The sequence below is a fragment of the Streptacidiphilus sp. ASG 303 genome, from assembly GCF_020991365.1.
In the GTDB taxonomy this organism is placed as follows: Bacteria; Actinomycetota; Actinomycetes; order Streptomycetales; family Streptomycetaceae; genus Peterkaempfera.
This window is the reverse complement of the sequence record NZ_JAJLRA010000003.1, coordinates 166,723-187,735: the sequence shown is the minus strand read 5'-3', so window position 1 is coordinate 187,735 and position 21,013 is coordinate 166,723. Positions and strand designations below refer to the sequence as shown.

15 protein-coding genes are annotated in these 21,013 nt (G+C 77.5%); 10 read left to right on the top strand and 5 right to left on the bottom strand.

Annotation, left to right across the window (positions count from 1 at the left end; all coding sequences use genetic code 11):
* The first annotated feature begins 51 nt into the window (after positions 1 to 51).
* The 4 genes from LO771_RS05650 to pcrA all read left to right on the top strand — a co-directional run bounded on the left by LO771_RS05650 (position 52) and on the right by pcrA (position 4,754).
* Positions 52 to 405: a hypothetical protein gene (locus LO771_RS05650; protein ID WP_230648616.1), complete on the top strand. Its 354-nt coding sequence runs from the start codon at positions 52 to 54 to the stop codon at positions 403 to 405.
* A gap of 93 nt (positions 406 to 498) precedes the next feature.
* Positions 499 to 1,227 (top strand): DNA polymerase beta superfamily protein, encoded by a 729-nt coding sequence (locus LO771_RS05645; RefSeq protein WP_230648614.1) that lies wholly within the window; start codon positions 499 to 501, stop codon positions 1,225 to 1,227.
* On the top strand, positions 1,224 to 2,159 hold the full coding sequence (locus LO771_RS05640) for a DNA polymerase beta superfamily protein (protein ID WP_230648613.1): 936 nt from the start codon (positions 1,224 to 1,226) through the stop codon (positions 2,157 to 2,159). The genes LO771_RS05645 and LO771_RS05640 overlap by 4 nt, the downstream gene beginning before the upstream one ends.
* A 12-nt stretch (positions 2,160 to 2,171) precedes the next feature.
* On the top strand, positions 2,172 to 4,754 hold the full coding sequence (gene pcrA / locus LO771_RS05635) for a DNA helicase PcrA (protein WP_230648611.1): 2,583 nt from the start codon (positions 2,172 to 2,174) through the stop codon (positions 4,752 to 4,754).
* A gap of 265 nt (positions 4,755 to 5,019) precedes the next feature.
* On the opposite strand, the gene LO771_RS31255 is transcribed toward pcrA, so the two are convergent.
* Complete coding sequence (locus LO771_RS31255; protein ID WP_230648610.1) at positions 5,020 to 6,678, bottom strand: peptidoglycan DD-metalloendopeptidase family protein; 1,659 nt, start codon at positions 6,676 to 6,678, stop codon at positions 5,020 to 5,022.
* 135 nt (positions 6,679 to 6,813) lie between these two features.
* Complete coding sequence (locus tag LO771_RS05625) at positions 6,814 to 7,641, bottom strand: triacylglycerol lipase (RefSeq protein ID WP_230648609.1); 828 nt, start codon at positions 7,639 to 7,641, stop codon at positions 6,814 to 6,816.
* Positions 7,642 to 8,016: 375 nt separating this feature from the next.
* Between LO771_RS05625 and LO771_RS05620 the strand changes: the two genes are divergently transcribed.
* The gene (locus tag LO771_RS05620) at positions 8,017 to 8,430 is read left to right on the top strand and encodes a cobalamin B12-binding domain-containing protein (RefSeq protein ID WP_230648607.1); all 414 of its coding nucleotides are present in this window, start codon (positions 8,017 to 8,019) and stop codon (positions 8,428 to 8,430) included.
* A 124-nt stretch (positions 8,431 to 8,554) separates the two neighbouring features.
* Here LO771_RS05620 and LO771_RS05615 read toward each other — a convergent pair whose 3' ends face one another.
* A complete protein-coding gene (locus LO771_RS05615) occupies positions 8,555 to 10,321 on the bottom strand; it encodes a DUF5691 domain-containing protein (protein WP_230648605.1) in 1,767 nt (588 codons plus the stop codon).
* 110 nt (positions 10,322 to 10,431) lie between these two features.
* Positions 10,432 to 11,289 carry a hypothetical protein gene (locus LO771_RS05610; protein ID WP_374228076.1) on the bottom strand — a complete coding sequence of 286 codons (858 nt, stop codon included), beginning with the start codon at positions 11,287 to 11,289 and terminating at the stop codon, positions 10,432 to 10,434.
* Positions 11,290 to 11,793: 504 nt separating this feature from the next.
* Here LO771_RS05610 and galE point away from each other — a divergent pair.
* From galE to LO771_RS05590, 4 genes are all read left to right on the top strand, one after another.
* A complete protein-coding gene (gene galE / locus LO771_RS05605) occupies positions 11,794 to 12,786 on the top strand; it encodes a UDP-glucose 4-epimerase GalE (protein ID WP_230648604.1) in 993 nt (330 codons plus the stop codon).
* A gap of 566 nt (positions 12,787 to 13,352) precedes the next feature.
* Positions 13,353 to 14,528 carry an AAA family ATPase gene (locus LO771_RS05600; protein WP_230648602.1) on the top strand — a complete coding sequence of 392 codons (1,176 nt, stop codon included), beginning with the start codon at positions 13,353 to 13,355 and terminating at the stop codon, positions 14,526 to 14,528.
* Positions 14,529 to 17,042 carry a DUF5682 family protein gene (locus LO771_RS05595; RefSeq protein ID WP_230648600.1) on the top strand — a complete coding sequence of 838 codons (2,514 nt, stop codon included), beginning with the start codon at positions 14,529 to 14,531 and terminating at the stop codon, positions 17,040 to 17,042.
* A 322-nt stretch (positions 17,043 to 17,364) separates the two neighbouring features.
* Positions 17,365 to 18,666, top strand: a complete 1,302-nt coding sequence (locus LO771_RS05590) for a VWA domain-containing protein (protein WP_230648599.1) — start codon at positions 17,365 to 17,367, stop codon at positions 18,664 to 18,666.
* A gap of 211 nt (positions 18,667 to 18,877) precedes the next feature.
* On the opposite strand, the gene LO771_RS05585 is transcribed toward LO771_RS05590, so the two are convergent.
* Positions 18,878 to 19,450 carry an ATP-binding protein gene (locus tag LO771_RS05585; RefSeq protein ID WP_230648598.1) on the bottom strand — a complete coding sequence of 191 codons (573 nt, stop codon included), beginning with the start codon at positions 19,448 to 19,450 and terminating at the stop codon, positions 18,878 to 18,880.
* Positions 19,451 to 19,828: 378 nt separating this feature from the next.
* Here LO771_RS05585 and sucC point away from each other — a divergent pair, with 378 nt between their 5' ends.
* Positions 19,829 to 21,004: an ADP-forming succinate--CoA ligase subunit beta gene (gene sucC, locus LO771_RS05580; RefSeq protein ID WP_230648596.1), complete on the top strand. Its 1,176-nt coding sequence runs from the start codon at positions 19,829 to 19,831 to the stop codon at positions 21,002 to 21,004.
* Positions 21,005 to 21,013 lie beyond the last annotated feature (9 nt).

Genomic DNA, 21,013 nt, shown 5'->3' with positions numbered 1-21,013 from the left:
CGGCCGGGGGCGCCCCGGGGCCGCCGCGGGGGCGCGGGTAGCATCGCCCGCGTGGACGTCCTCATCAACTTCTTCGTGGCCCTGCACATCATCGGCATCGCCGCCCTGCTCGGCGGGTTCCTCACCCAGATGAAGGCGCTGCGGGCCGGCACCGCCCGGGTGGTGCCCGCGATGGTGCACGGCGCCCTGACCATGCTGGTCACCGGCATGGTGCTGGTGGGGCTGAACGAGGCCGACCACCACCACCCGAACATGGTCAAGATCGGGACCAAGCTGGCCGTCCTGGTCGCGGTCCTGCTGCTGGTGTGGGTCAACCGGGACGAGGAGAAGGCGTCCTCCGGCGTCGTCGGCGCGATCGGCGGCCTCACGATGCTCAACATCTTCATCGCCACCCTCTGGACCTGAGCCGCCCGCCGGGCCCGGGGCGGCCCGCCGACGTCCGGCCCCGCCCCGGCAAATCCCTCGCGCCGGCCGGACCGCGCGGGCCAGGATGGCCCCATGCAGCGCTGGGAGCACCTGGTCACCGACCACACCGTCCTCTCGGTGGTCGCCGGCTCGCGCGCCTTCGGCCTGGCCACCGAGGACTCCGACACCGACCGCCGGGGCGTCTACGCCACGCCCCCCGGCCTCCTGTGGCGGCTGGAGAAGCCGCCCGCGCACGTCGAGGGCCCGCTGCCGGAGCAGTTCAGCTGGGAGGTCGAGCGGTTCTGCACCCTGGCGCTGGCGGGCAACCCCAACGTCCTGGAGGTGCTGCACTCCCCGCTCGTCGAGCGCACCACCCCGCTCGGCGAGGAGCTGCGCGCCCTCGCCCCCGCCTTCCTCTCGCGCCGGGTCCACCGCACCTTCGTCCGCTACGCCGACGGCCAGGTCGCGAAGGCCGGGGCCCGGCGCGCCCGCGGCGGGGAGCCCAAGGGCAAGCACCTCCTCCACCTGCTGCGCCTCCTGGCGTCCTGCGCCCGCCTGCTGGAGACCGGGGTACTCCGGGTGGACGTCGGCGCCGACCGCGAGGGACTGCTCGCCGTCGCCCGCGGGGAGGTGTCCTGGGAGGACGTCCTCGCCCGGCGCGCGGAGCTCGTCCGGCGCGCCGACGCGGCCCTGCCGGACAGCCCGCTCCCCGACGCGCCGGACACCGCCCGGGTCGAGGAGTGGCTGGTCTCGGTGCGGCGCCGGACACTGGACGCCGGGAGCGCGGCCGGCGGGACGGCCGGGAAGGTGCGTGCATCATGAGGAGCGCCGGGGTGGCCACGGCGAGGGCCGCGGCAGAGGCGGCGGCGAGGGCCGTGGAGCGGGCCGCGGAGCGGGCGCCGGCGCAGGCCGCCGCGCGGGACGCCCTCGCGGCGGCCGGCGTGCCGGAGCTCGGCGGCGTGCTGAGCGAGGTGCTGGCGCAGGAGGTGGGGCAGCCCCTGGTCTTCGCCTCCGTCTCCGGCGCCCACCTGTACGGGTTCCCGTCCGCCGACTCGGACGTCGACCTGCGCGGGGCGCACCTGCTGCCGGTCGAGGACCTGGTCGGGCTGGAGACGCCCCGCGAGACCCTCAGCCGGATGTGGCTGCGCGACGGCGTCGAGATGGACCTGGTCACCCACGACCTGGCCAAGTTCGCCCGGCTCATGCTGCGGCGCAACGGCTACGTCCTGGAGCAGCTGCTGTCGCCGCTCGTCGTGCGCACCACCCCCGTCCACGCCGAGCTGGCGGCCCTCGCCCCCGCCGTCCTCACCCGGCACCACGCCCACCACTACCGCGGCTTCGCCCGCACCCAGTGGCGGCTCTTCGACCGCACCGACGAGCTCAAGCCCCTGCTGTACACCTTCCGGGCGCTGCTCACCGGCATCCACCTCATGCGCAACGGCGAGGTGCAGGCCCACCTGCCGACGCTGGCCGCCGAGGTGCCCTCGGCGCCGCCGTACCTGGCCGAGCTGGTCGCCGCCAAGGCGGCCGCCGAGCACGGGCTGAGGCGCGAGCTGTCCGGCGCGCCCGCGCCCGAGCGGCTGCTCGCCGACACGGAGGCGCTGCAGGAGGAGCTGGCCGCGGCCGAGCAGGCCAGCCGCCTGCCCGGCCTGCAGGGCGGCCACCGGGAGCTGCACGAGCTGGTGGTGCGCGCCCGCACGGGGGCCGGCCCGGGATCGGGTGAGGGGCGGACCGGCGCCACGGGCAGGTCATAGACTCGGGAGGCGATGAGTAGCCTCTTTGACGACATCCCCCTCCCCGGCCTCGACGGGCCCCCCGCCTCCCGCCGGCCGGCCGGCGCGGCCCTCCCCGCCGCCTTCGCGGGCGACGAGCCGCCGCCCCACCCGGAGGAGGACGGCTTCGCGCCCTACGAGGAGGACATCCCCGCCGACCTCTTCGAGCGCGACTACACGGGTCCGGTGCAGCGCGACGCCTACCACGGCAACGGCGCGCCCCGCACCGTCGCCGACCCCGCGCAGCTGCTCGACGGCATGAACCCGCAGCAGCGCGAGGCCGTCGTCCACTCCGGGTCGCCGCTGCTCATCGTGGCCGGCGCCGGCTCCGGCAAGACCCGGGTGCTCACCCACCGCATCGCCCACCTGCTGGCCGCCCGCGGCGTGCGGCCCGGCGAGATCCTGGCGATCACCTTCACCAACAAGGCCGCCGGCGAGATGCGCGAGCGCGTCGAGCAGCTGGTGGGCCCGCAGGCCAGGGCGATGTGGGTCTCCACCTTCCACAGCGCCTGCGTGCGCATCCTGCGGCGGGAGAGCAAGCGGCTCGGCTTCACCTCCAGCTTCTCCATCTACGACGCCGCCGACTCCCAGCGCCTGATGGCCCTGGTCTGCCGCGACCTCGACCTCGACCCCAAGCAGTACCCGCCGAAGTCGTTCACGGCGAAGGTCTCCAACCTCAAGAACGAGCTCGTCGACGAGGAGGCCTACGCCGACCGCGCCGCCAACCCCATGGAGCGCAAGCTGGCCGAGGCCTACGCCCTCTACCAGCGGCGGCTCCGCGAGGCCAACGCGCTGGACTTCGACGACATCATCATGACCACCGTCCACCTGCTCCAGGCGTTCCCGGACGTCGCCGAGCACTACCGGCGGCGGTTCCGGCACATCCTCGTCGACGAGTACCAGGACACCAACCACGCCCAGTACATGCTGGTGCGCGAGCTGACCGGCGGCGCCGTCGGCCAGGCGCCGAAGCGGACCGTGGACGGCGAGCTCGTCAACCCGGCGGCGGAGGGCCTCGCCGCCGTCCCCCCGGCCGAGCTGTGCGTCGTCGGCGACGCCGACCAGTCGATCTACGCCTTCCGCGGCGCCACCATCCGCAACATCCTCCAGTTCGAGGAGGACTACCCGGACGCCGCCACCATCCTGCTGGAGCAGAACTACCGCTCCACCCAGACCATCCTCAGCGCCGCCAACGCCGTCATCGAGCGCAACACCAACCGCCGCCCCAAGAACCTGTGGACGGCCGGCGAGGACGGCGCCCGGATCACCGGCTACGTCGCCGACGACGAGCACGGGGAGGCCCAGTTCGTCGCCGAGGAGATCGACCGGCTCACCGACGCCGGCGACGCCCGGCCCGGCGACGTCGCCGTCTTCTACCGCACCAACGCCCAGTCCCGCGTCTTCGAGGAGGTGTTCATCCGCGTCGGCCTGCCCTACAAGGTCGTCGGCGGCGTGCGCTTCTACGAGCGCCGGGAGGTCCGGGACGTCCTCGCCTACCTGCGGCTGCTGGCCAACCCCGAGGACACCGTGCCGCTGCGCCGCATCCTCAACGTGCCCAAGCGCGGCATCGGCGACCGCGCCGAGGCGATGATCGAGGCCCTGGCGCTGCGCGAGAGGATCTCCTTCGCCCAGGCGCTGCGCCGCGTCGACGAGGCGTACGGCATGGCCGCCCGCTCGGCCAACGCGGTGAAGCGGTTCAACGACCTCATGGACCGGCTGCGCGGCGTCGCCGAGGGCGGCGCCGGGCCCGCCGCCGTCCTGGAGGCGATCCTGGAGGAGACCGGCTACCTCGCCGAGCTGCAGGCGTCCACCGACCCGCAGGACGAGACCCGGATCGAGAACCTCCAGGAACTCGCCGCGGTGGCCCTGGAGTTCGAGCAGGAGAACGAGGGCGGCACCCTCGCCGACTTCCTGGAGCAGGTCGCCCTCGTCGCCGACTCCGACCAGATCCCGGACACGGAGGAGGGCGAGGCGCAGGGCGTCATCACGCTGATGACCCTGCACACCGCCAAGGGGCTGGAGTTCCCCGTCGTCTTCCTCACCGGCATGGAGGACGGCGTCTTCCCCCACATGCGCGCCCTCGGCCAGGCCAAGGAGCTGGAGGAGGAGCGGCGGCTCGCCTACGTCGGCCTCACCCGCGCCCGCGAGCGGCTCTACCTCACCCGGTCCGTCATGCGCAGTGCCTGGGGCCAGCCGTCGTACAACCCGGCGTCGCGCTTCCTGGAGGAGATCCCCGACGCGCTGCTGGAGTGGAAGCGGTCCGGCGCCGCCGCGCCGCCGCCCTCCACGGGGATCCTGGGCGGGATCGGCGGGGCGCGCGGCGGCTCGTCGTCCCGGTCGTCCTCCGCCGCGACGGCGGCCGGGCCCCGGGCGGGCTGGGGCACGTCGGCCCGCCGGGTGCAGGAGCGGGAGGTGGTGGCGCTGGCCGTGGGCGACCGGGTCACCCACGACACCTTCGGCCTGGGCACGGTGGTCGAGGCGACCGGCGCGGGCGACAAGGCGCAGGCGACGATCGACTTCGGCGAGGCGGGGCGGAAGCGGCTGCTGCTGCGCTACGCGCCGGTCGAGAAGCTCTGACGGCGGACGGCGTCCTCCGGTCCCGGGTGCGGCGGGCGCCCGGGACCGGGCGCGTTCCGGGCCGGGGAGCGCCCTGAGCCGGGGCGCGTTCCGGGCGGGGGCGCGTTCCGGGCGGGGGCGCGTTCCGGGCCGCGTCCGGGGGACCGGCGGGAGCGGTCCGGCGGCGACGGCGGCGGATGCCGCCCGGGGGCGCGTCCCCGGGGCGCGTACGCCGGCGGTGCCGCGGGCGGGCGTTCCCGGCGGGTGCGACGGGCGGGGCGTCAGCTCAGCGGGGGTCGATCCCGTGGCTGAGCAGCCAGGGGAGCGGGTCCACGGCGGGGCTTCCCTCGCCGCCGGGGTGGACCTCGAAGTGCAGGTGCGGGCCGGTGCTGTTGCCGCTGCTGCCGGAGTAGGCGATGGTGTCGCCGGCCTTCACGCTGCCGGAGCGGATCCGGTACGAGCTGAGGTGGCAGTACCAGGTCTCGGTGCCGCTGGGGGAGGTGACGATCGCCATGTAGCCGTAGGCCGGGTTCCACTGGGTGCGCACGGTGCCGTCGGTCGCCGCCCGCACACTGGTGCCCCAGCTCACGGGGAAGTCGATGCCGGTGTGCAGCGCCGCCCAGTGCTCGCCGGCCATGCCGAAGGTGGCGGAGAGGCCGTGCACGGCCACCGGCATCACGTACTTGGGGCGCATCGCCTCCTTGCGCGCCCGCTCCGCCGCCTGGCGCGTCCTCAGGTCGATGCGGGCCTGGTCGCGGCTCACCCGCCCGGCGAAGTCGTCCGCGTTCCGGCGCAGGCCGGCGAGCTGGCTGTCCAGCATGGAGGAGGCCGCCGCGACCTTGGGCGACGCGGCCGCCGGGGCCTCGTCGGTGGCGTCCGCGGCCGAGTCGTGGGCGTGCCCCTGGTCGGGGACGCTGACGGTGACGGCCGCGGCGGCGGCCACGCCCATCACGGCGACGGAGGGGACGGCGATGGTCAGCAGCGCGGAGCGGCGGGCCGTCCGCGTCCGGCCCCTGGCGCCGCGGGCCGCGGCGCGTGCCGCGGCGCGGCCGCCCGCGGGCCCGGCCACCGCGGGGGCGGCGTCGTGCCCGTCCGGACCGTCGGCCCCGTGCCCGTCCTCCTCGTGCCCGTCCTCCTCGTACGCGTCCTGCTCGTACGCGTCGGCCCCGGGGGTTCCGGCGGTGCCGGTGCCGTGCGCGTCGGCTGCGCCGTCCGGCTCGTCGCCGTACGTCCCCGCGTCGTCGTGGACGCCGTACCCGTAGGACCCGTGGGCGTCGTACGCCCCGGACCCCCCGGTGGCGTCGTACGCCGCGTACGTCCCGCCGTCGTCGTACGGGTGGCCGTCCGGCCCCCCGTCCTGCCCGTCCTGGCGGTCTGCTCCGGACCCGGCGCCGCCGTCCTGCCCGTGCCCCGCGGCGGTGTACGCGTCCGCGTACGCCTCGGAGCCGGTGTCGCCGGGGCCGGTCCCGTACGCGCCCTCGTAGGGCTGCGCCTCGTCGTGGCGGGTCTGCGCGGGCACGTGGGCGTACGGCGTGCCGGCGTAACCGCTCTCGCCGTACCCCGCGTGCTGCGCCCCGTAGCCGTACCCCGTGCCGGCGTAGCCGCTCCCGCCGTACCCGCCGTCGCCGTACGCGCCCTCGCCGTACCCGGTGGTCCAGGTGCCCTGGGCCCCGAACTGCCCGGTGGTGTCCGCGGAGGTGAAGGCGGCGGTGTTCCAGGCGGTGTCCGCGGCGGCCCCGCCGGTGCCCCAGTCCCCGGTGCCGTGGTGGACGCCTGCGCCGGTGTCCTGGTGCCAGCCGCCCCCGACCGCCCAGGAGGCGGACGGGTCGGCGGCGCCGTGGCCGTACCAGGTGCCGGACGCGTCGTGAAGGGCTCCGTCGTACGAGGGTTCCGGCGCTGCGGGGGGCGGGAAGACAGCCCCGGCACCATGGCCTTCGTACGCCACCGGCTCAACTTTCGCCTCGACAGCAGAGGAAACAGCGGCGACTGTATCCCGAAGGCCGGGCCGCGACAATGCTTCCTGGTGGCGGCGCCGGCCCGGGGCGGCGCCCGGAGGCGCGCCCGCGGCGGGCCGTCCCGGTCAGGCGGAGAGCCGGTCCGGGGGCGGCGGGGCGGCGCGCACGGAGCCGTCGTCTGAGGTCAGCCGTGCTTCCAGGAACCGTCCGACGCCCGCCGCCACGTCGGCGTGCACGGTCAGCGCCAGATGGCCGGCGCCGGGCACCAGGACGTTCTCCGCGGCCAGGTCCGGATGGTCCAGACGGGCGAACCGGGACGGCAGGATCACCTGGTCCGCGTCGCTCCAGAACGCCGCGAACCGGGTCCGGCAGCCGGGCGCCGGCTCCCGCAGCTCCGCGATCAGGTCGCTGTCCGGGCGCAGTTGACGGGTGATCGGCAGCGGGCTGGGCAGCCGGGCGGCGAGCGTCCCCCCGTGGGGGCTGCCCAGCGTCACCAGGGAGTGCACGTGCTCGTCCCCGCCGAGCCGCTGCACGTAGTACCGGCCGATCAGCCCGCCGAGGCTGTGGCCGACCAGGGCGATCCGGCCGCAGCCGTGCAGCCGCCGCACCTGCTCCACGCGCCGTCCGAGCAGGGCGGCGGCGGACCGGACGTCCTCGGTGAGCGGGCTGTGGTTGAGGGCGTGCACGCGGTGGCCGCCGTCCCGCTCCAGGGAGCGCCGCAGCGCGGTGAAGACGGACCGGTTGTCGATGAAGCCGTGCACGAGGAGCACCGGGCCGGGGGAGGGGTGCAGGGCCGCGGTCGGGCCGTCGGGGGCGCCGGCCGCGGGCGGGACGTCCTGCCACCGCTCCTGGGGGATGCCCGCCGGGTAGCGCAGCAGGTGCCCGGCGAGCGCGGCCGCCTCGCCGCCCACGGTGCGGGCCGCGGCGGCGGCCCTGCGGAACGCTGCGCTCATGCCCCACCTCCGCGGCGAAGGGCCGGCGGGGCGGCACCGCCTCCCCTGCCCGGCCGGGGGCGTCCGCCCCCCGCCGGTGCGCCCGCGTGCACCGGCGGGCCCGCGCCCCGGGCAGGCCGGAGCGCGCCCGCGGCGGGCGGAGGCGTGGAGGTGTGCGGCTCCCCGTTGCGTACCGCGCTTGCCCCTCGGCCGGGGCGGGCGGCCCCGTGGTGGACGCCGTGGCGGGGCGCGGGTGCGCGGCGACTGTCTGTGTCCCGTTGTGATTTTCCCCTCCCCCCGCCCCGCGAAACGGCACTCCGGCACAGGTGGCGCTACCCTCCCTCCAGGCGTTGTTATCGCCGGTTAACAGAGCCGTGTGAGGACCTGGAGGCAGGAATGGGAGTGTCCGGACCGATCCGCGTGGTGGTCGCCAAGCCGGGTCTCGACGGCCACGACCGCGGGGCGAAGGTCATCGCGCGCGCGCTGCGGGACGCCGGCATGGAGGTCATCTACACCGGCCTGCACCAGACGCCCGAGCAGATCGTCGACACCGCGATCCAGGAGGACGCCGACGGCATCGGCCTGTCGATCCTCTCGGGCGCCCACATGACGCTCTGCGCCAAGGTGGTGGCGCTCCTCAAGGAGCAGGACGCCGCCGACATCAAGGTCTTCGCGGGCGGCATCATCCCGGACGCCGACATCCCCGAGCTCAAGGCCATGGGCGTCGCCGACATCTTCACCCCGGGCACCCCGACCCGCGACGTGGTCGCCTGGGTGCAGTCCAACCTGCGCACCCCCTCCGCAGCCTGACGTACCGTCATCCGGCGGGCGGCCGCCCGGACGGCCGTCCGTCCGGGCGGCCTGCCGTGCCCTCGCCCGCGGCGTGCGCGGCGCACCCGGCGGCCTGGCCGTCGGGCGGCGGGCGCCCGCCGCGTCACCGTGCCGTCCGCGCGAGCGGCCCGTCCGGCGGGAGCGGGCCGAGCTCGGCCAGCATCGCCGCGCGGAAGCGCAGGGTGCATGCCAGCCGGCCGAAGGTCTCCGCCCACGCGGGCCCGCCCGTTCCCGCCGCCGCCAGCGACTCGACCCCGTCGGCGGCCTCCGGCGCCAGGGCCCGCTCCGCCATCCCCAGCACCCCGCTGTGGCTCCAGGGGTAGGCGCCCGCCCCGGCCGCCCGCTCCAGCGCCCCCACCACCGCCGCACCCAGCCCGGCCGTCCACGGGACCGCGCAGGCGCCCAGCATCTGGAACGCCTCGCCCAGACCGTGCACGTCCACGAACGCCGCCGCCCAGGCCGCCCGCTCCGGCGGCGGCAGCACGGCCAGCAGCCGCGCCGGCGCCCCCGCGCGGCGTCCGCCGGGCCGCTCGTCCGGCGGGGGCGGCGGTCCCAGCAGCGCCCGCGCCCAGCCCGCGTCGTTCTGCCGCACGGCCGCGCGCGCCCACGCCTCCCGCAGGTCGTCGCCCCAGCCGTCGGAGACCGGCAGGGGCAGCAGCTGCTCCGGGGTGCGGCCCGTCTCCGCCGTCCACAGCGCGAGCGGCGCCGCCGCCACGATCTCGCCCAGCCACCAGGCCCGGTCGCCCCGGCCGGTGGGGGAGTGCTCCGCTATGCCGTCCCGCCGCATCGCCTCGTCGCAGGCGGCGGGCGGCTCCACCGCGAACACCTCGCCGCCGGGACCGCGACGGAGCCGCACCGCCGCCCGCGCCCGCTCCGCCATGCGGCGGGCCAGGGCGGAGCCGGTGAGGGCGGAGAGCAGTTCGGCGGCCGTCAGCCGCACGTTCCTGCTGCGGTCGTTGAGCGCCGCCTCCAGGAACGGCTCGTCGTCGGGGGAGAGGCCGTCCTGCAGGGCGTCCAGGAAGAGCAGCCGGTCCTCGGCGCGCTCGGCCGCCCAGGTGGAGCGCAGCAGCCGCAGGCCGGCGGCCGGGTCGCTGCGGCGCAGCCGGGTGAGGTGGGTGACCCGCTCGGCGAACAGGCCCTCCTCCCAGATCCCGTCGCCGTCCGCCGTCCCGTCGCCGTCGCCGTCCGCCGTCCCGCTGCCGGGGGCGGGCGGCGAGGAGGCATGCCCCTGCGGCCGCTGTCCTCCCGGCCCCTGCGGTGGTCCGGCCGTCCCGGCAGCCCCCGCCGCCCTGCCCGCGCCCGGTACCATCCGCAGCACGAACCGCCAGTCGGGGTTGCGCTCCGCCAGCCAGCGGCCGAGCGGGCCCGCCAGGGCCACCGCGTCCGGGCGCAGCTCGCTGCGGGACCGGGCGGCGTCCAGCAGCGCGGGCACCAGCGGCGCCGGCACCCGGAAACCCCGTGCGCGGGCGGCGTACAGCCACTGCGGCAGCAGCTCGGGGAGGCCCGCCGGGGTGCCGGACCCGGCCGGCCCCGCACGTCCGGCCGGCCCGCCCCGCTCCGTGAGCAGCATGCCGAGGCGTGTCGCGGCGGCCCCGGGCAGCGGCGGGCGCGGGTCGTCCGGGGCCGCCCCGGGGAGGGCCCCGCGGGGCGCCGGCCGCAGCCCGGCACGGCGGTGCACGGTGCCGAGGGCGGCCAGCGCGAGCAGCGCGGCGGCGGGGTCGGTCCGTGCGGCGGCCGCGGCCCCCGCGGCCCGGGAGAGGACGGGTGCGCCCCCGGTGCCGGGCAGCGCCCGACGACCGGTCCCGAGCAGCGCCGTGGCCACGAGCTCCTCCCAGCCGTCGGGCCGCGGCTCCTGGTGCCGTCCTGCCACGGGCGGCCTCCTCCGGTTCTCGGCCTCGGTGGTCCGCGCTCCGGGGACGCGCACCTCGGCGCCCCCCGCTCCTCGGACCGGGGGGCGCCCGCCGTCGCGGGCCCGGCCCGTCACGTGCGCAGCCCCGTCGGGATGCCGTCCGCGTCCCAGACGGTGACGGGGGCGAAGCCGCGGTGACCGCACTCGCCGAAGACGGTGACCGGCCGCCCGCCCGAGACGGCGGCCAGCCGCCACAGCCCCGGACCCGCCGCGGAGCCCGGCGCGTGCACCGGTATCCACCCGCCGCCCTCCCCGTCCCCGCAGTCGGCGTCGCCGTCGGCGTCGGCCAGCCGCCACCCCTCCGGGCCGGGCACGGGCACCACGTCCGCGAGCACCACGGGCCAGGAGTCCAGCCACGGGTCCCCGGCCAGCGCGGCGCCGTACTCCGCCATCGCCCCGCCCACGGTGACGCCCGGCGGGACCCCGCCGCCGGGCACCGGCGGAGCGGGCGGCCCCGCCCCCGGGCCGAGGACGGCGCGCAGCGGCCGTGCGCCCGGGTGGTACGCCAGGTCGGCCTCCACCACCAGCCCCACCGGCAGGGACAGGTCCGCCGCCCGGCCCGCCCGGCCGTGGGAGAGCAGCAGGGCGATGCGGCCGGTGGCGGTGCCCCGCAGCCACAGGCGGCGGGTGGCGAGCCGTTCGTCGGCCGTGTCGTGCGCCCCCAGCACCAGCCACCGGTCGCGGACCGCCGGGACCGTGCGCAGCACCTCCACGGCCTCCACCGTGAAACCGACGCGGGAGCGCACCGTCGCGGCGAGCGGCGCGGGCAGCCGGTCCACACGCCCGTAGGCGGCGGCGAGCAGGTCGAGCAGGGCGTACTCCTCCAGCAGCCGGCCCGGCCAGTCCGGGCCGGACGCGGGCACCGCCGCCAGCTCCCGGACCCGCGAGGCCAGCCCGGGGGCCTGGGCGTCGACCATGCGTGCGGCCACGCCGTCCCAGGCACTGCGGCCCGTCCCCTCCTCCCCGGCGAGGCCGCGGCGCACCCCGTCGGCGAGCCGCAGGCGCAGCTCGGCCGCCCCCGCCGCGGCCCGGTCCGCCCGCCGCCCGCCGCGGCCCGGTCCGCCCGCCGCCCGGCGCGCCGGGCGGCCTGCGCCCCGGTGGCCCCCGCCCCGGCAGCCGCCTCCGGCCGGGACGCGGGCGACGCGAGGGACGCCGCAGCCCCGCACGGATCCTCGCCGGGTGCGGCCGCGAGGATCCGCTCCGGCACCCGCCGTCCGTCGTCCGAAGTCACCGACATGCCCCCGACGGTAGGCGCCGCCACTGACAACGCCGCCCGACCGCCGCGGCCCGCTCCCCGGCCGCACCGCCCCGCCGGCGGAAAGCCGGGCGATCCGCCCAGGTCGGCCGGAGCCCCGCGCCGCCGCGCCGACCGGGCTAGGCTCACGGCGCCGACCGCCCGGTCGGCACTCAGAGAGAGAGGTCCACGAGCGGGCATGAAGATACTCATCTCGGGTGGAGCCGGATACATCGGCAGCACCGTCGCCTCCGCCTGCCTGGACGCGGGCATCACCCCGGTGATCCTGGACAGCCTGGTGACGGGCCGGCGGGAGTTCACCGAAGGCCGCCCCTTCTACCAGGGCGACATCGCGGACGGCCCCCTGGTGGACCGGGTCTTCGCCGAGCACCCGGAGATCGAGGCGGTCGTCCACTGCGCGGCGCTGATCGTGGTCCCCGACTCGGTCGGCGACCCGCTCGGCTACTACCGGGCGAACGTGGCCAAGAGCCTGGACTTCGTCGGCCACCTGATCCGCAACGGCTGCCAAAAGATGATCTTCAGCTCCTCCGGCTCGATCTACCTGCCGGGGGAGGACTTCAGCGTGGACGAGGACTCCGGGATCGCCCCGCAGAGCCCCTACGCGCGCACCAAGGCGGTCTGCGAGGGCATGTTCGCCGACATCGCCGCCACCCAGCCGATCCGGATCCTCTCGCTGCGCTACTTCAACCCGATCGGCGCCGACCCCCGGATGCGCACCGGACTGCAGCTGCGCCGGCCCAGCCACGCACTCGGCAAGCTCATCGAGGCCCACGAGGAGGGTGTGCCGTTCCGGATCACCGGCACCGACTGGCCCACCCGTGACGGCTCGGGGATCCGCGACTACGTCCACGTCTGGGACCTGGCCACCGCGCACGTGGCCGCGCTCCGGAGGTTCGAGGCCGCACTGGGCGGCGCCCGCTCCTCGGTGATCAACCTCGGCACCGGTACGGGCACCACCGTCACCGAGCTGGTCACCGCCTTCAACAGCGTGGTCGACACCCCGGTCGCGGTCGTCGGGACGGGCCCGCGCCCGGGCGACGTGGCCGGCGCCTTCACCCGCAGCGGCCGGGCCGGGCGGCTGCTCGGGTGGGAGCCGCAGTTCGGCATCGTCGAGGGGATCCGCGACTCGCTGCGCTGGGCCGAGATCCGCGACCGGCTGCTCGCCCCGTAGCCGCGGGGCGCGGCCGGGCCCCGGGGGAGGCCGGGCTGCGCCCCCGGGTCCCGGCCGGTTGCGTCCTGCGGCCGCCTTCCCCGCGCCGACTCCGGCTGCCGGCCTCCTCGTGCGTCCCGGGCGGACTGACCGGGACCGAGCCCGGCCGGGTCCCGGCCCGGGAAGAGCACTCTCCGGACAGGCGGCCGCCGCCTCGGCTGTCCGGCTCCGCCGTGCCCGGCCGTCGCCGCGTCGGCCGGCTCCGGCGTGGACGCCCGAGCCGGCACGCCCGGCCCCGACCGGGCGCCGAGCCCTCCCACGGGCACCCGCCCCCGCCCGGCGGCCCCGGTGGGGCCGAGGCGACGGCGCCGCTCCGGGAGCCCCCGCCCCCAGGGCCGGGCGGCATTGTCAGTGGCGGGGTGCATGGTGGATCGCGCAGGCCGAGGAAGCCGGCGGAGGGGAGCGTCCCCGCGCCCGGCGGTCCCGCCCTGACCGTGGACCGCCCTCTGCCGACGTTCTCCGAACCGACCCCCGCCGCACGCTGCCCTGCCACAGGTGCGCCCGGCGGCCCGCTGGAAGGAGTCCCCATGGCCGCGCCGACCGACGCCCCCGCCACCCCTCCCGCCGCACCCCGTACCGGTGTGCCCGGCGCCTCCGGTGCCACCGGCGCCTCCGGCCCGGGGGCGGCCCCGGTGCTGCGCCCCCACGCGGAGGAGGCCTTCGCGGACGAGCTGGCGGCACTGGCGGCCTGCGACGACCGGCCCCGCCCCGAGCGCTGGCTGCTCTCGCCGTGGGCGGTCGCCACCTACCTGCTGGGCGGCGAACTGCCGGACGGCACCGTCGTCAGCCCCAAGTACGTCGGCCCGCGCCGCGTCGTCGAGGTCGCCGTCGCCACGCTGGCCACCGACCGGGCCCTGCTGCTGCTCGGGGTGCCCGGCACCGCCAAGACCTGGGTCTCCGAGCACCTGGCGGCCGCCGTCAGCGGCGACTCCACCCTGCTGGTCCAGGGGACCGCGGGCACGCCGGAGGAGGCCGTCCGCTACGGGTGGAACTACGCCAGGCTGCTCGCCGACGGCCCCGGCCGGGACGCCCTGGTGCCCTCCCCGGTGATGCGGGCCATGGCCGAGGGGAAGGTCGCCCGCATCGAGGAGCTCACCCGCATGCCGGCCGACGTGCAGGACAGCCTCATCACGGTCCTCTCCGAGAAGACGCTGCCCGTCCCCGAGCTGGGCGGCGAGACCCGCGCGGTGCGCGGCTTCAACCTGGTGGCCACCGCCAACGACCGCGACCGGGGCGTCAACGAGCTCTCCGGCGCCCTGCGCCGCCGCTTCAACACGGTGGTGCTGCCGCTGCCCGCCTCCGTCGAGGACGAGGTCGACATCGTGACCCGGCGGGTCCGCGCGCTCGGCCGCTCCCTCGACCTGCCCGAGCCGCCGCGCGGCGCCGAGGAGATCCGGCGGGTCGTCACCGTCTTCCGGGAGCTGCGCGACGGCGTCACCGCCGACGGCCGCAGCCGGGTCAGGTCGCCCACCGGAACCCTCTCCACCGCCGAGGCGATCTCCGTGGTGACCGCCGGGATCGCCCTGGCCGCCCACTTCGGGGACGGCGTGCTGCGCGCCGCCGACGTGGCCGCGGGCATCCGCGGCGCCGTGGTCCGGGACCCGGTCTCCGACCCGGTGGTCTGGCAGGAGTACCTGGAGGGCGTCGTGCGCGAGCGCGACGGCTGGAAGGACTTCTACCGCGCCTGCCGGGAGGTGGGCTGAGTGGCCGCGGCCGGCCTCCCCGCCACCGCGGTGCTCGGCGTGCGGCACCACGGGCCCGGTTCGGCCCGTGCGGTGGCCGCCGCCCTGGCCGCACTGGAGCCCGACGCGGTCCTCGTCGAGGGACCGCCGGAGGCCGACCCGATCCTGGCGCTCGCGGCCGACGCGGACATGGTCCCGCCGGTCGCGCTGCTGGCTCACCCGGCGGACGAACCGGGGCGGGCCGCCTTCTGGCCGTTCGCCTGCTTCTCGCCGGAGTGGGTGGCCCTCCGCCACGCGCTGGGGCGCGGCACGCCCGTCCGCTTCATCGACCTCCCCGCCGGCCACGTCTTCGCCCTGGCGCGGGAACGGGAACGGGAGGGGCAGGGGGAGCCGGGCGGGGCACCCCCCGGTGACGCCCCGCCCGGCTCCCCCGACGGCCCCCGCCCCCCGTCCGGTGCCGGGATCCCCGTCGCGTCCGACCCCATCGCCGCCCTGGCCCGGGCCGCCGGGCACGACGACCCCGAGCGGTGGTGGGAGGACGTCGTCGAGCACCGCGGGCCCGGCGGCCGCGGCGGCGGGGACGACCCGTTCGCCCCCTTCCGCGCCGTCGCCGAGGCCATGGCCGCACTGCGTGAACCCGCCTCCGGGGAAGCCGCCCCGGCAGCCGGCGGCACCCGCGACGACGCGCTGCGCGAGGCCTGCATGCGGCAGCAGATCCGGGCGGCCCGCCGCGCCGGGCACACCCGGATCGCCGTGGTCTGCGGCGCCTGGCACGTCCCCGCCCTGGAGCGCATGCCGACCGCGGCGCACGACCGCGGGCTGCTCCGGTCCCTGCCCCGGAGGGTCCGCACGGAGACCACCTGGGTGCCCTGGACCCACCGCCGCCTCGCCCGGCACAGCGGGTACGGCGCCGGCGTCGCCTCGCCCGGCTGGTACCACCACCTCTTCACCGCACCCGACCGGCCCGTCGCCCGTTGGACGACCCGGGCCGCCGCCCTGCTCCGCGAGGCGGGGCACCCGGTCTCCCCGGCCCACGTCATCGAGGCCGTGCGGCTCGCCGAGACCCTCGCCGCCCTGCGCGGCCGCCCCCTGGCGGGCCTCACCGAGACGCTCGACGCCGTCCGGGCCGTCCTGGGCGACGGCGCCGAGGCCGCCCTCGCACCGGTCCGTGAACGCCTGGTGGTCGGCGACGCCGTGGGCAGGGTCCCGGACACCGCCCCCGCCGTGCCGCTGCAGCGGGACCTCACCCGCCTGCAGCGCACCCTGCGCCTGCGCCCCGAGGCCGCCGAGCGCCACCTCGACCTCGACCTGCGGGGCGGCACCGACGCGGCCCGCAGCCGGCTGCTGCACCGGCTCCTGCTCCTCGGCGTCCCGTGGGGCGAACCCACCGCCTCCACCGTCGCGGGCACCGGCACCTTCCGCGAGTCCTGGCGCCTGCGCTGGGACCCCGGTCTGGCCGCCCGCGTCGTCGAGGCCGCACCCTGGGGCACCACCGTCGCCGCCGCCGCGGAGGCCCGCGCCCGCGACACCGCCGCCCGGGCGTCCGCCCTCGCCGACCTGACGGCCCTCGCCGAGACGTGCCTGCTCGCCGACCTGCCCGGCGCCCTCCCCTCCGTCATGAGGGCCGTCGCCGACCGGGCGGCCCTCGACACGGACACCGCCCACCTGGCCGAGGCGCTCCCCGCCCTGGCGCGGGCCCTCCGGTACGGCGACGTCCGGGGCACGGACGCGGGCGCGCTGCGCGGCGTCGCCGAGGGGCTGGCGGTGCGGATCTGCGTCGGCCTGCCCCCGGCCTGCACCGGACTGGGCAGGGACGCCGCCGAGGCCGTGCGGGCCCGCCTCGACGCCGTGCACGCCGCGGTGGCGCTGCTCGACGAAGGGGGGTCCCGCGGCCTCCGCGACCGCTGGGCCGCCGCCCTGCGGTCGCTGGCCGGCGGGCAGCCGGGGGAGCGGACCGCCGGCGTGCCCGGTCTGCTGCGCGGCCGCGCCGTCCGGCTGCTCCTCGACGACGGTGCGCTCCCCGTCGAGGAGGCGGCCCGGCACATGGGCCTGGCCCTCACCACCGCGTCCGGTCCGGCCGACGCCGCGGACTGGGCCGAGGGCTTCCTGTCCGGCGGCGGCATGCTCCTGGTCCACGACGACCGGCTGCTCGGCCTGCTCGACGACTGGCTCGCCGCCGTGCCCCACGACGCCTTCACCGAGGTGCTGCCGCTGCTGCGCCGCACCTTCTCCGGGTTCGAGGCCGGGGTCCGGCACGCCGTCGGGGCACGGGTCCGCTCCACCCGCGCGGGCGCGCCCGCCGGCCCCCGGTTCCCCGGCGGCTCCGGCAGCGCCGCCCCGGGCTTCGCCCCGGAGCCGGACCACGCGCGGGCGGACGCCGTCCTTCCGGTCCTCGCCCTGCTGCTCGGCCTCCCCGGTCCGGGCAGCCCCGGCGCCCCGGAGGACCCCGCGGGGCCGGACGCCCCGGACGCACCACCCGCACGCGCCCCCGCCCCGGGCACCTCGGCCGCACGCGCCACCCCGAGGGGCCCGTGACGCCGCGCGCCCGTCGCCCCGGGCCCTCGGACCCCCGGCCCCCCGGCCCCCCGGCCCCCCGGGCCCCGGAGCCCCGCCCCCCGGGGCCCCCGGCCACCCCGGGCCTCCGCCGCCCTCCCGCCCCCGTACCGGCCGGCTCGGCCTCCCGGCCGTTCCGACGGGTCCGGCGGGCCTGACCGGCCGGTCCGGCCCTGCTGCCCGTGCCGGGTCCGCCGCCCCGCCCGCCGCCTCGTCACCCCGTCCCTGTTCCCCCCGTCCCCGCCCCCCGCCCCCGCTCCCGTTCCCATTCCCCTGTCCCCGTTCCCGCAGAGAGGTCCGCCGGATGACCGCACCGCCTCCGCTCCCCCTCCCCGGGCCCTCCGCCCCGGATGCCACCGCCGACGAGGAGCGGCTGCGCCGCTGGCGGCTGGTCCTGGGCGGCGACCGGGACGGCACCGGCCGCGGCCTCGTCGGCCGGGACGCCGCCATGGACCGCGCGCTGGGCGCCCTCTACCGCAGCGACGGCCGGGATCCGGCCGTCGCCGGCCGCGGTGGCGCCCGCGGGGCGGGTCTCGGCGCGTCGGCGCCGCAGGTCGCCCGCTGGCTGGGAGACATCCGGGAGTACTTCCCGGGCACGGTCGTGCAGGTGATGCAGCGGGACGCCATCGAGAGGCTGGGACTCTCCCGGCTGCTGCTGGAGCCCGAGATGCTGGCCGCGGTCGAACCGGACGTCCACCTGGCCGCCACCCTCATCTCCCTGCGGCACGCCCTGCCGGACGCCGCCCGGGAGGCGGCCCGCGCCGTGGTCGGCGCCGTCGCGGCGGACCTGGAGCGCCGCCTCTCCCACCGCACCCGCACCGCCGTCGGGGACGCCCTGGACCGGAGCGCCCCCACCCGCCGCCCCCGCCACCGGGACATCGACTGGAACCGCACCGTCCGGGCCAACCTCGCGCACTACCGGCCGCCCGCCGACGGCGGTCCGGGCGGCGGCACCCTCGTCCCCGAGCACCTGGTCGGCCGGGCCCGGGCCCGGGGCGCGGTGCGGAAGGAGGTCGTCCTCTGCATCGACCAGTCGGGGTCCATGGCCTCCTCCGTCGTCCACGCCGCGGTCCTCGGGGCGGTCCTCGCCTCGGTGCCCGCCCTCGGCACCCGGCTGGTCGTCTTCGACACCTCGGTGGCGGACCTCACCGACCGGATCGCCGACCCGGTGGACGTCCTGTTCGCCGCCCGCCTCGGCGGCGGTACGGACATCGGACGGGCCCTCGCCTACTGCCGGTCGCGCATCACCCGGCCCGCCGACACCGTGGTGGTCCTGGTCAGCGACCTCCACGACGGCGGCGCCCGCGGGGAGGCCCTGCGCCGGGTCGCCGCGATGAAGACCGCGGGCGTGCGGGTCGTGGCCCTGCTGGCGCTGTCGGACGAGGGCGCCCCGGAGTACGACCGGGAGCACGCCGCGGGGCTGGCCGCCCTCGGCGTGCCCGCCTTCGCCTGCACGCCCGACCGCTTCCCCGAGGTCATGGCCGCCGCCCTGGAGGACCGGCCGATCCCGCTCCCGGCCGCCGTTCCGGCTTCTGTCCCGGTCTCCGGTCCGGGCACCGCCCCGGTCTCCGGCCCGGGCGCCGCCCCGGCCTCCGACGCCGGGTGACGGCCTCGGACGGGGACCCCGGGCGGCCGGCCCGGGGATCGGGCAGCCCCTCCCCTCCCGGAAGGACCGCGGGCCGGGCGGCAGGGAGCCGGGCAGCAGGAAGCCGGGCGACGGGGAGCGGGGCGGCCCGTGCCGCGCGCTCCGGGCCGGGCGCTCCGGGCCGTGTGTTCCGGGCCGCGCGCTCCTGGGAGGGACGGGTCAAAGGCAGGTGTCAGGGGCCGAGCGATGCCGGGGGGAGCGGCAGCGCCGCCCAGACGGTCTTCCCGGACAGGCCCGGCCGGGGGGCCGTCCCCCACGCCTCGGCGAAGGCCTCCACCAGCAGCATGCCCCTGCCGTGCTCGTCCTCCTCGCCGGCGGAGGCGACGAGCGGCAGCCGCAGCCGGCCCTCGTCGTCCACCTCCAGGAAGAGCGTTCCCCGGGCGCTCCAGATCCGGCAGTGCACACGGTGACTGTCCGTGTGCGTCACCGCGTTGCCGACCAGCTCGGAGATGCACAGCTCGGCGTCCTCGACGAGCGCGCCGCCCAGCCGCCACATGGCCGCCGTGATCCGGACGAAGCGCCGGGCGGTGGAGACGGCCTCGGGTGCGCCGGGAAGGGTCGCCGCCGCCTGGCGGTCCATGGGCCAGACCGTGCGGGCGGCGCCCAGCGCGGCCGCGCGGTCCGCCGCCGCGCCGTCCGGCGCGGCGGCGGACCCGGGGCCGTCGGGGTCGTCGTCCGGGTCGGGGTCCGGGTCGGGGTCCTTGTCCGCGCTCCTGCTCCGGGCGCGGTGACGTGCGCTGTGCATCCGATGTCCACTACGCTGAGTAATGAAGTGGTGACCTGAATCACACTCCCCGAGCGCGGGGCCAAAAGCAAGCCGCATGGAGGACTTGTCGACTCCGCGTGGAGGTTTCCGGGTGCGCCCCCCGGGCGCGCGGCCCAGTCCGCACGCCCGCTGTGACGGTTCTCACCAAGTCGGACCCCCCTCCGGTGGAAACGTCCCTGTCACACGGGGATAGCCTGCAAGACGGACATGCCGCGTGCTCGGCCGACGTGTGCGCAACAGCGATGTGGTGGACGCAAGGACTCCTGCGTACCTCTCCGTCACGAAGACCACAGCGACGACCCCGCGGCGGCACGCTCACAGACACACAACCGCGATCACGAACAAGGACGGACGCGCGTGGACCTGTTCGAGTACCAGGCGAGGGACCTCTTCGCCAAGCACGGTGTACCGGTGCTGGACGGTGAAGTCATCGAGACCCCGGAGGCCGCGCGCGCCGTCGCCGAGCGCCTCGGCGGCCGCGCCGTCGTCAAGGCGCAGGTCAAGACCGGCGGCCGCGGCAAGGCGGGCGGCGTCAAGCTCGCCGCCGACCCCGAGGACGCGGTGGCGAAGGCCGGCCAGATCCTCGGCATGGACATCAAGGGCCACACGGTCCACAAGGTGATGCTGGCCGCCACCGCGGACATCGCCGAGGAGTACTACGTCTCCTTCCTGCTCGACCGCAGCAACCGCACCTTCCTGGCGATGGCCTCGGTCGAGGGCGGCATGGAGATCGAGGAGGTCGCGGTCAACAACCCGTCCGCGCTCGCCAAGATCCCGGTCGACGCCAACGAGGGCTGCACCGCCGAGAAGGCCGCCGAGATCGTCGCCGCCGCGAAGTTCCCGGTCGACGTCGCCGACCAGATCGCCGAGGTCCTCCAGCAGCTGTGGAAGGTCTTCGTCGCCGAGGACGCCCTGCTGGTCGAGGTCAACCCGCTGATCAAGTCCGGTGACGGCAGGATCATCGCCCTGGACGGCAAGGTGTCCCTGGACGCCAACGCCGACTTCCGGCAGCCCGGGCACGAGGCGCTGGAGGACAAGGCCGCCGCCAACCCGCTGGAGGCCGCCGCCAAGGCCAAGGGCCTCAACTACGTCAAGCTCGACGGCGAGGTCGGCATCATCGGCAACGGCGCGGGTCTCGTCATGAGCACCCTGGACGTCGTCGCCTACGCCGGCGAGGCCCACGGCGGCGTCAAGCCCGCCAACTTCCTCGACATCGGCGGCGGCGCCTCCGCCGAGGTCATGGCCAACGGCCTGGAGATCATCCTCGGCGACCCGGACGTGCGCTCCGTCTTCGTCAACGTCTTCGGCGGCATCACCGCCTGCGACGCCGTCGCCAACGGCATCGTGCAGGCCCTGGAGCTCCTGAGGTCCAAGGGCGAGGACGTCACCAAGCCGCTGGTCGTCCGCCTGGACGGCAACAACGCGGAGCTCGGTCGGCAGATCCTGACCGACGCGAACCACCCGCTGGTGCAGCAGGTGGACACCATGGACGGAGCGGCCGACAAGGCCGCCGAGCTCGCGGCTGCGAAGTAAGGGACACGG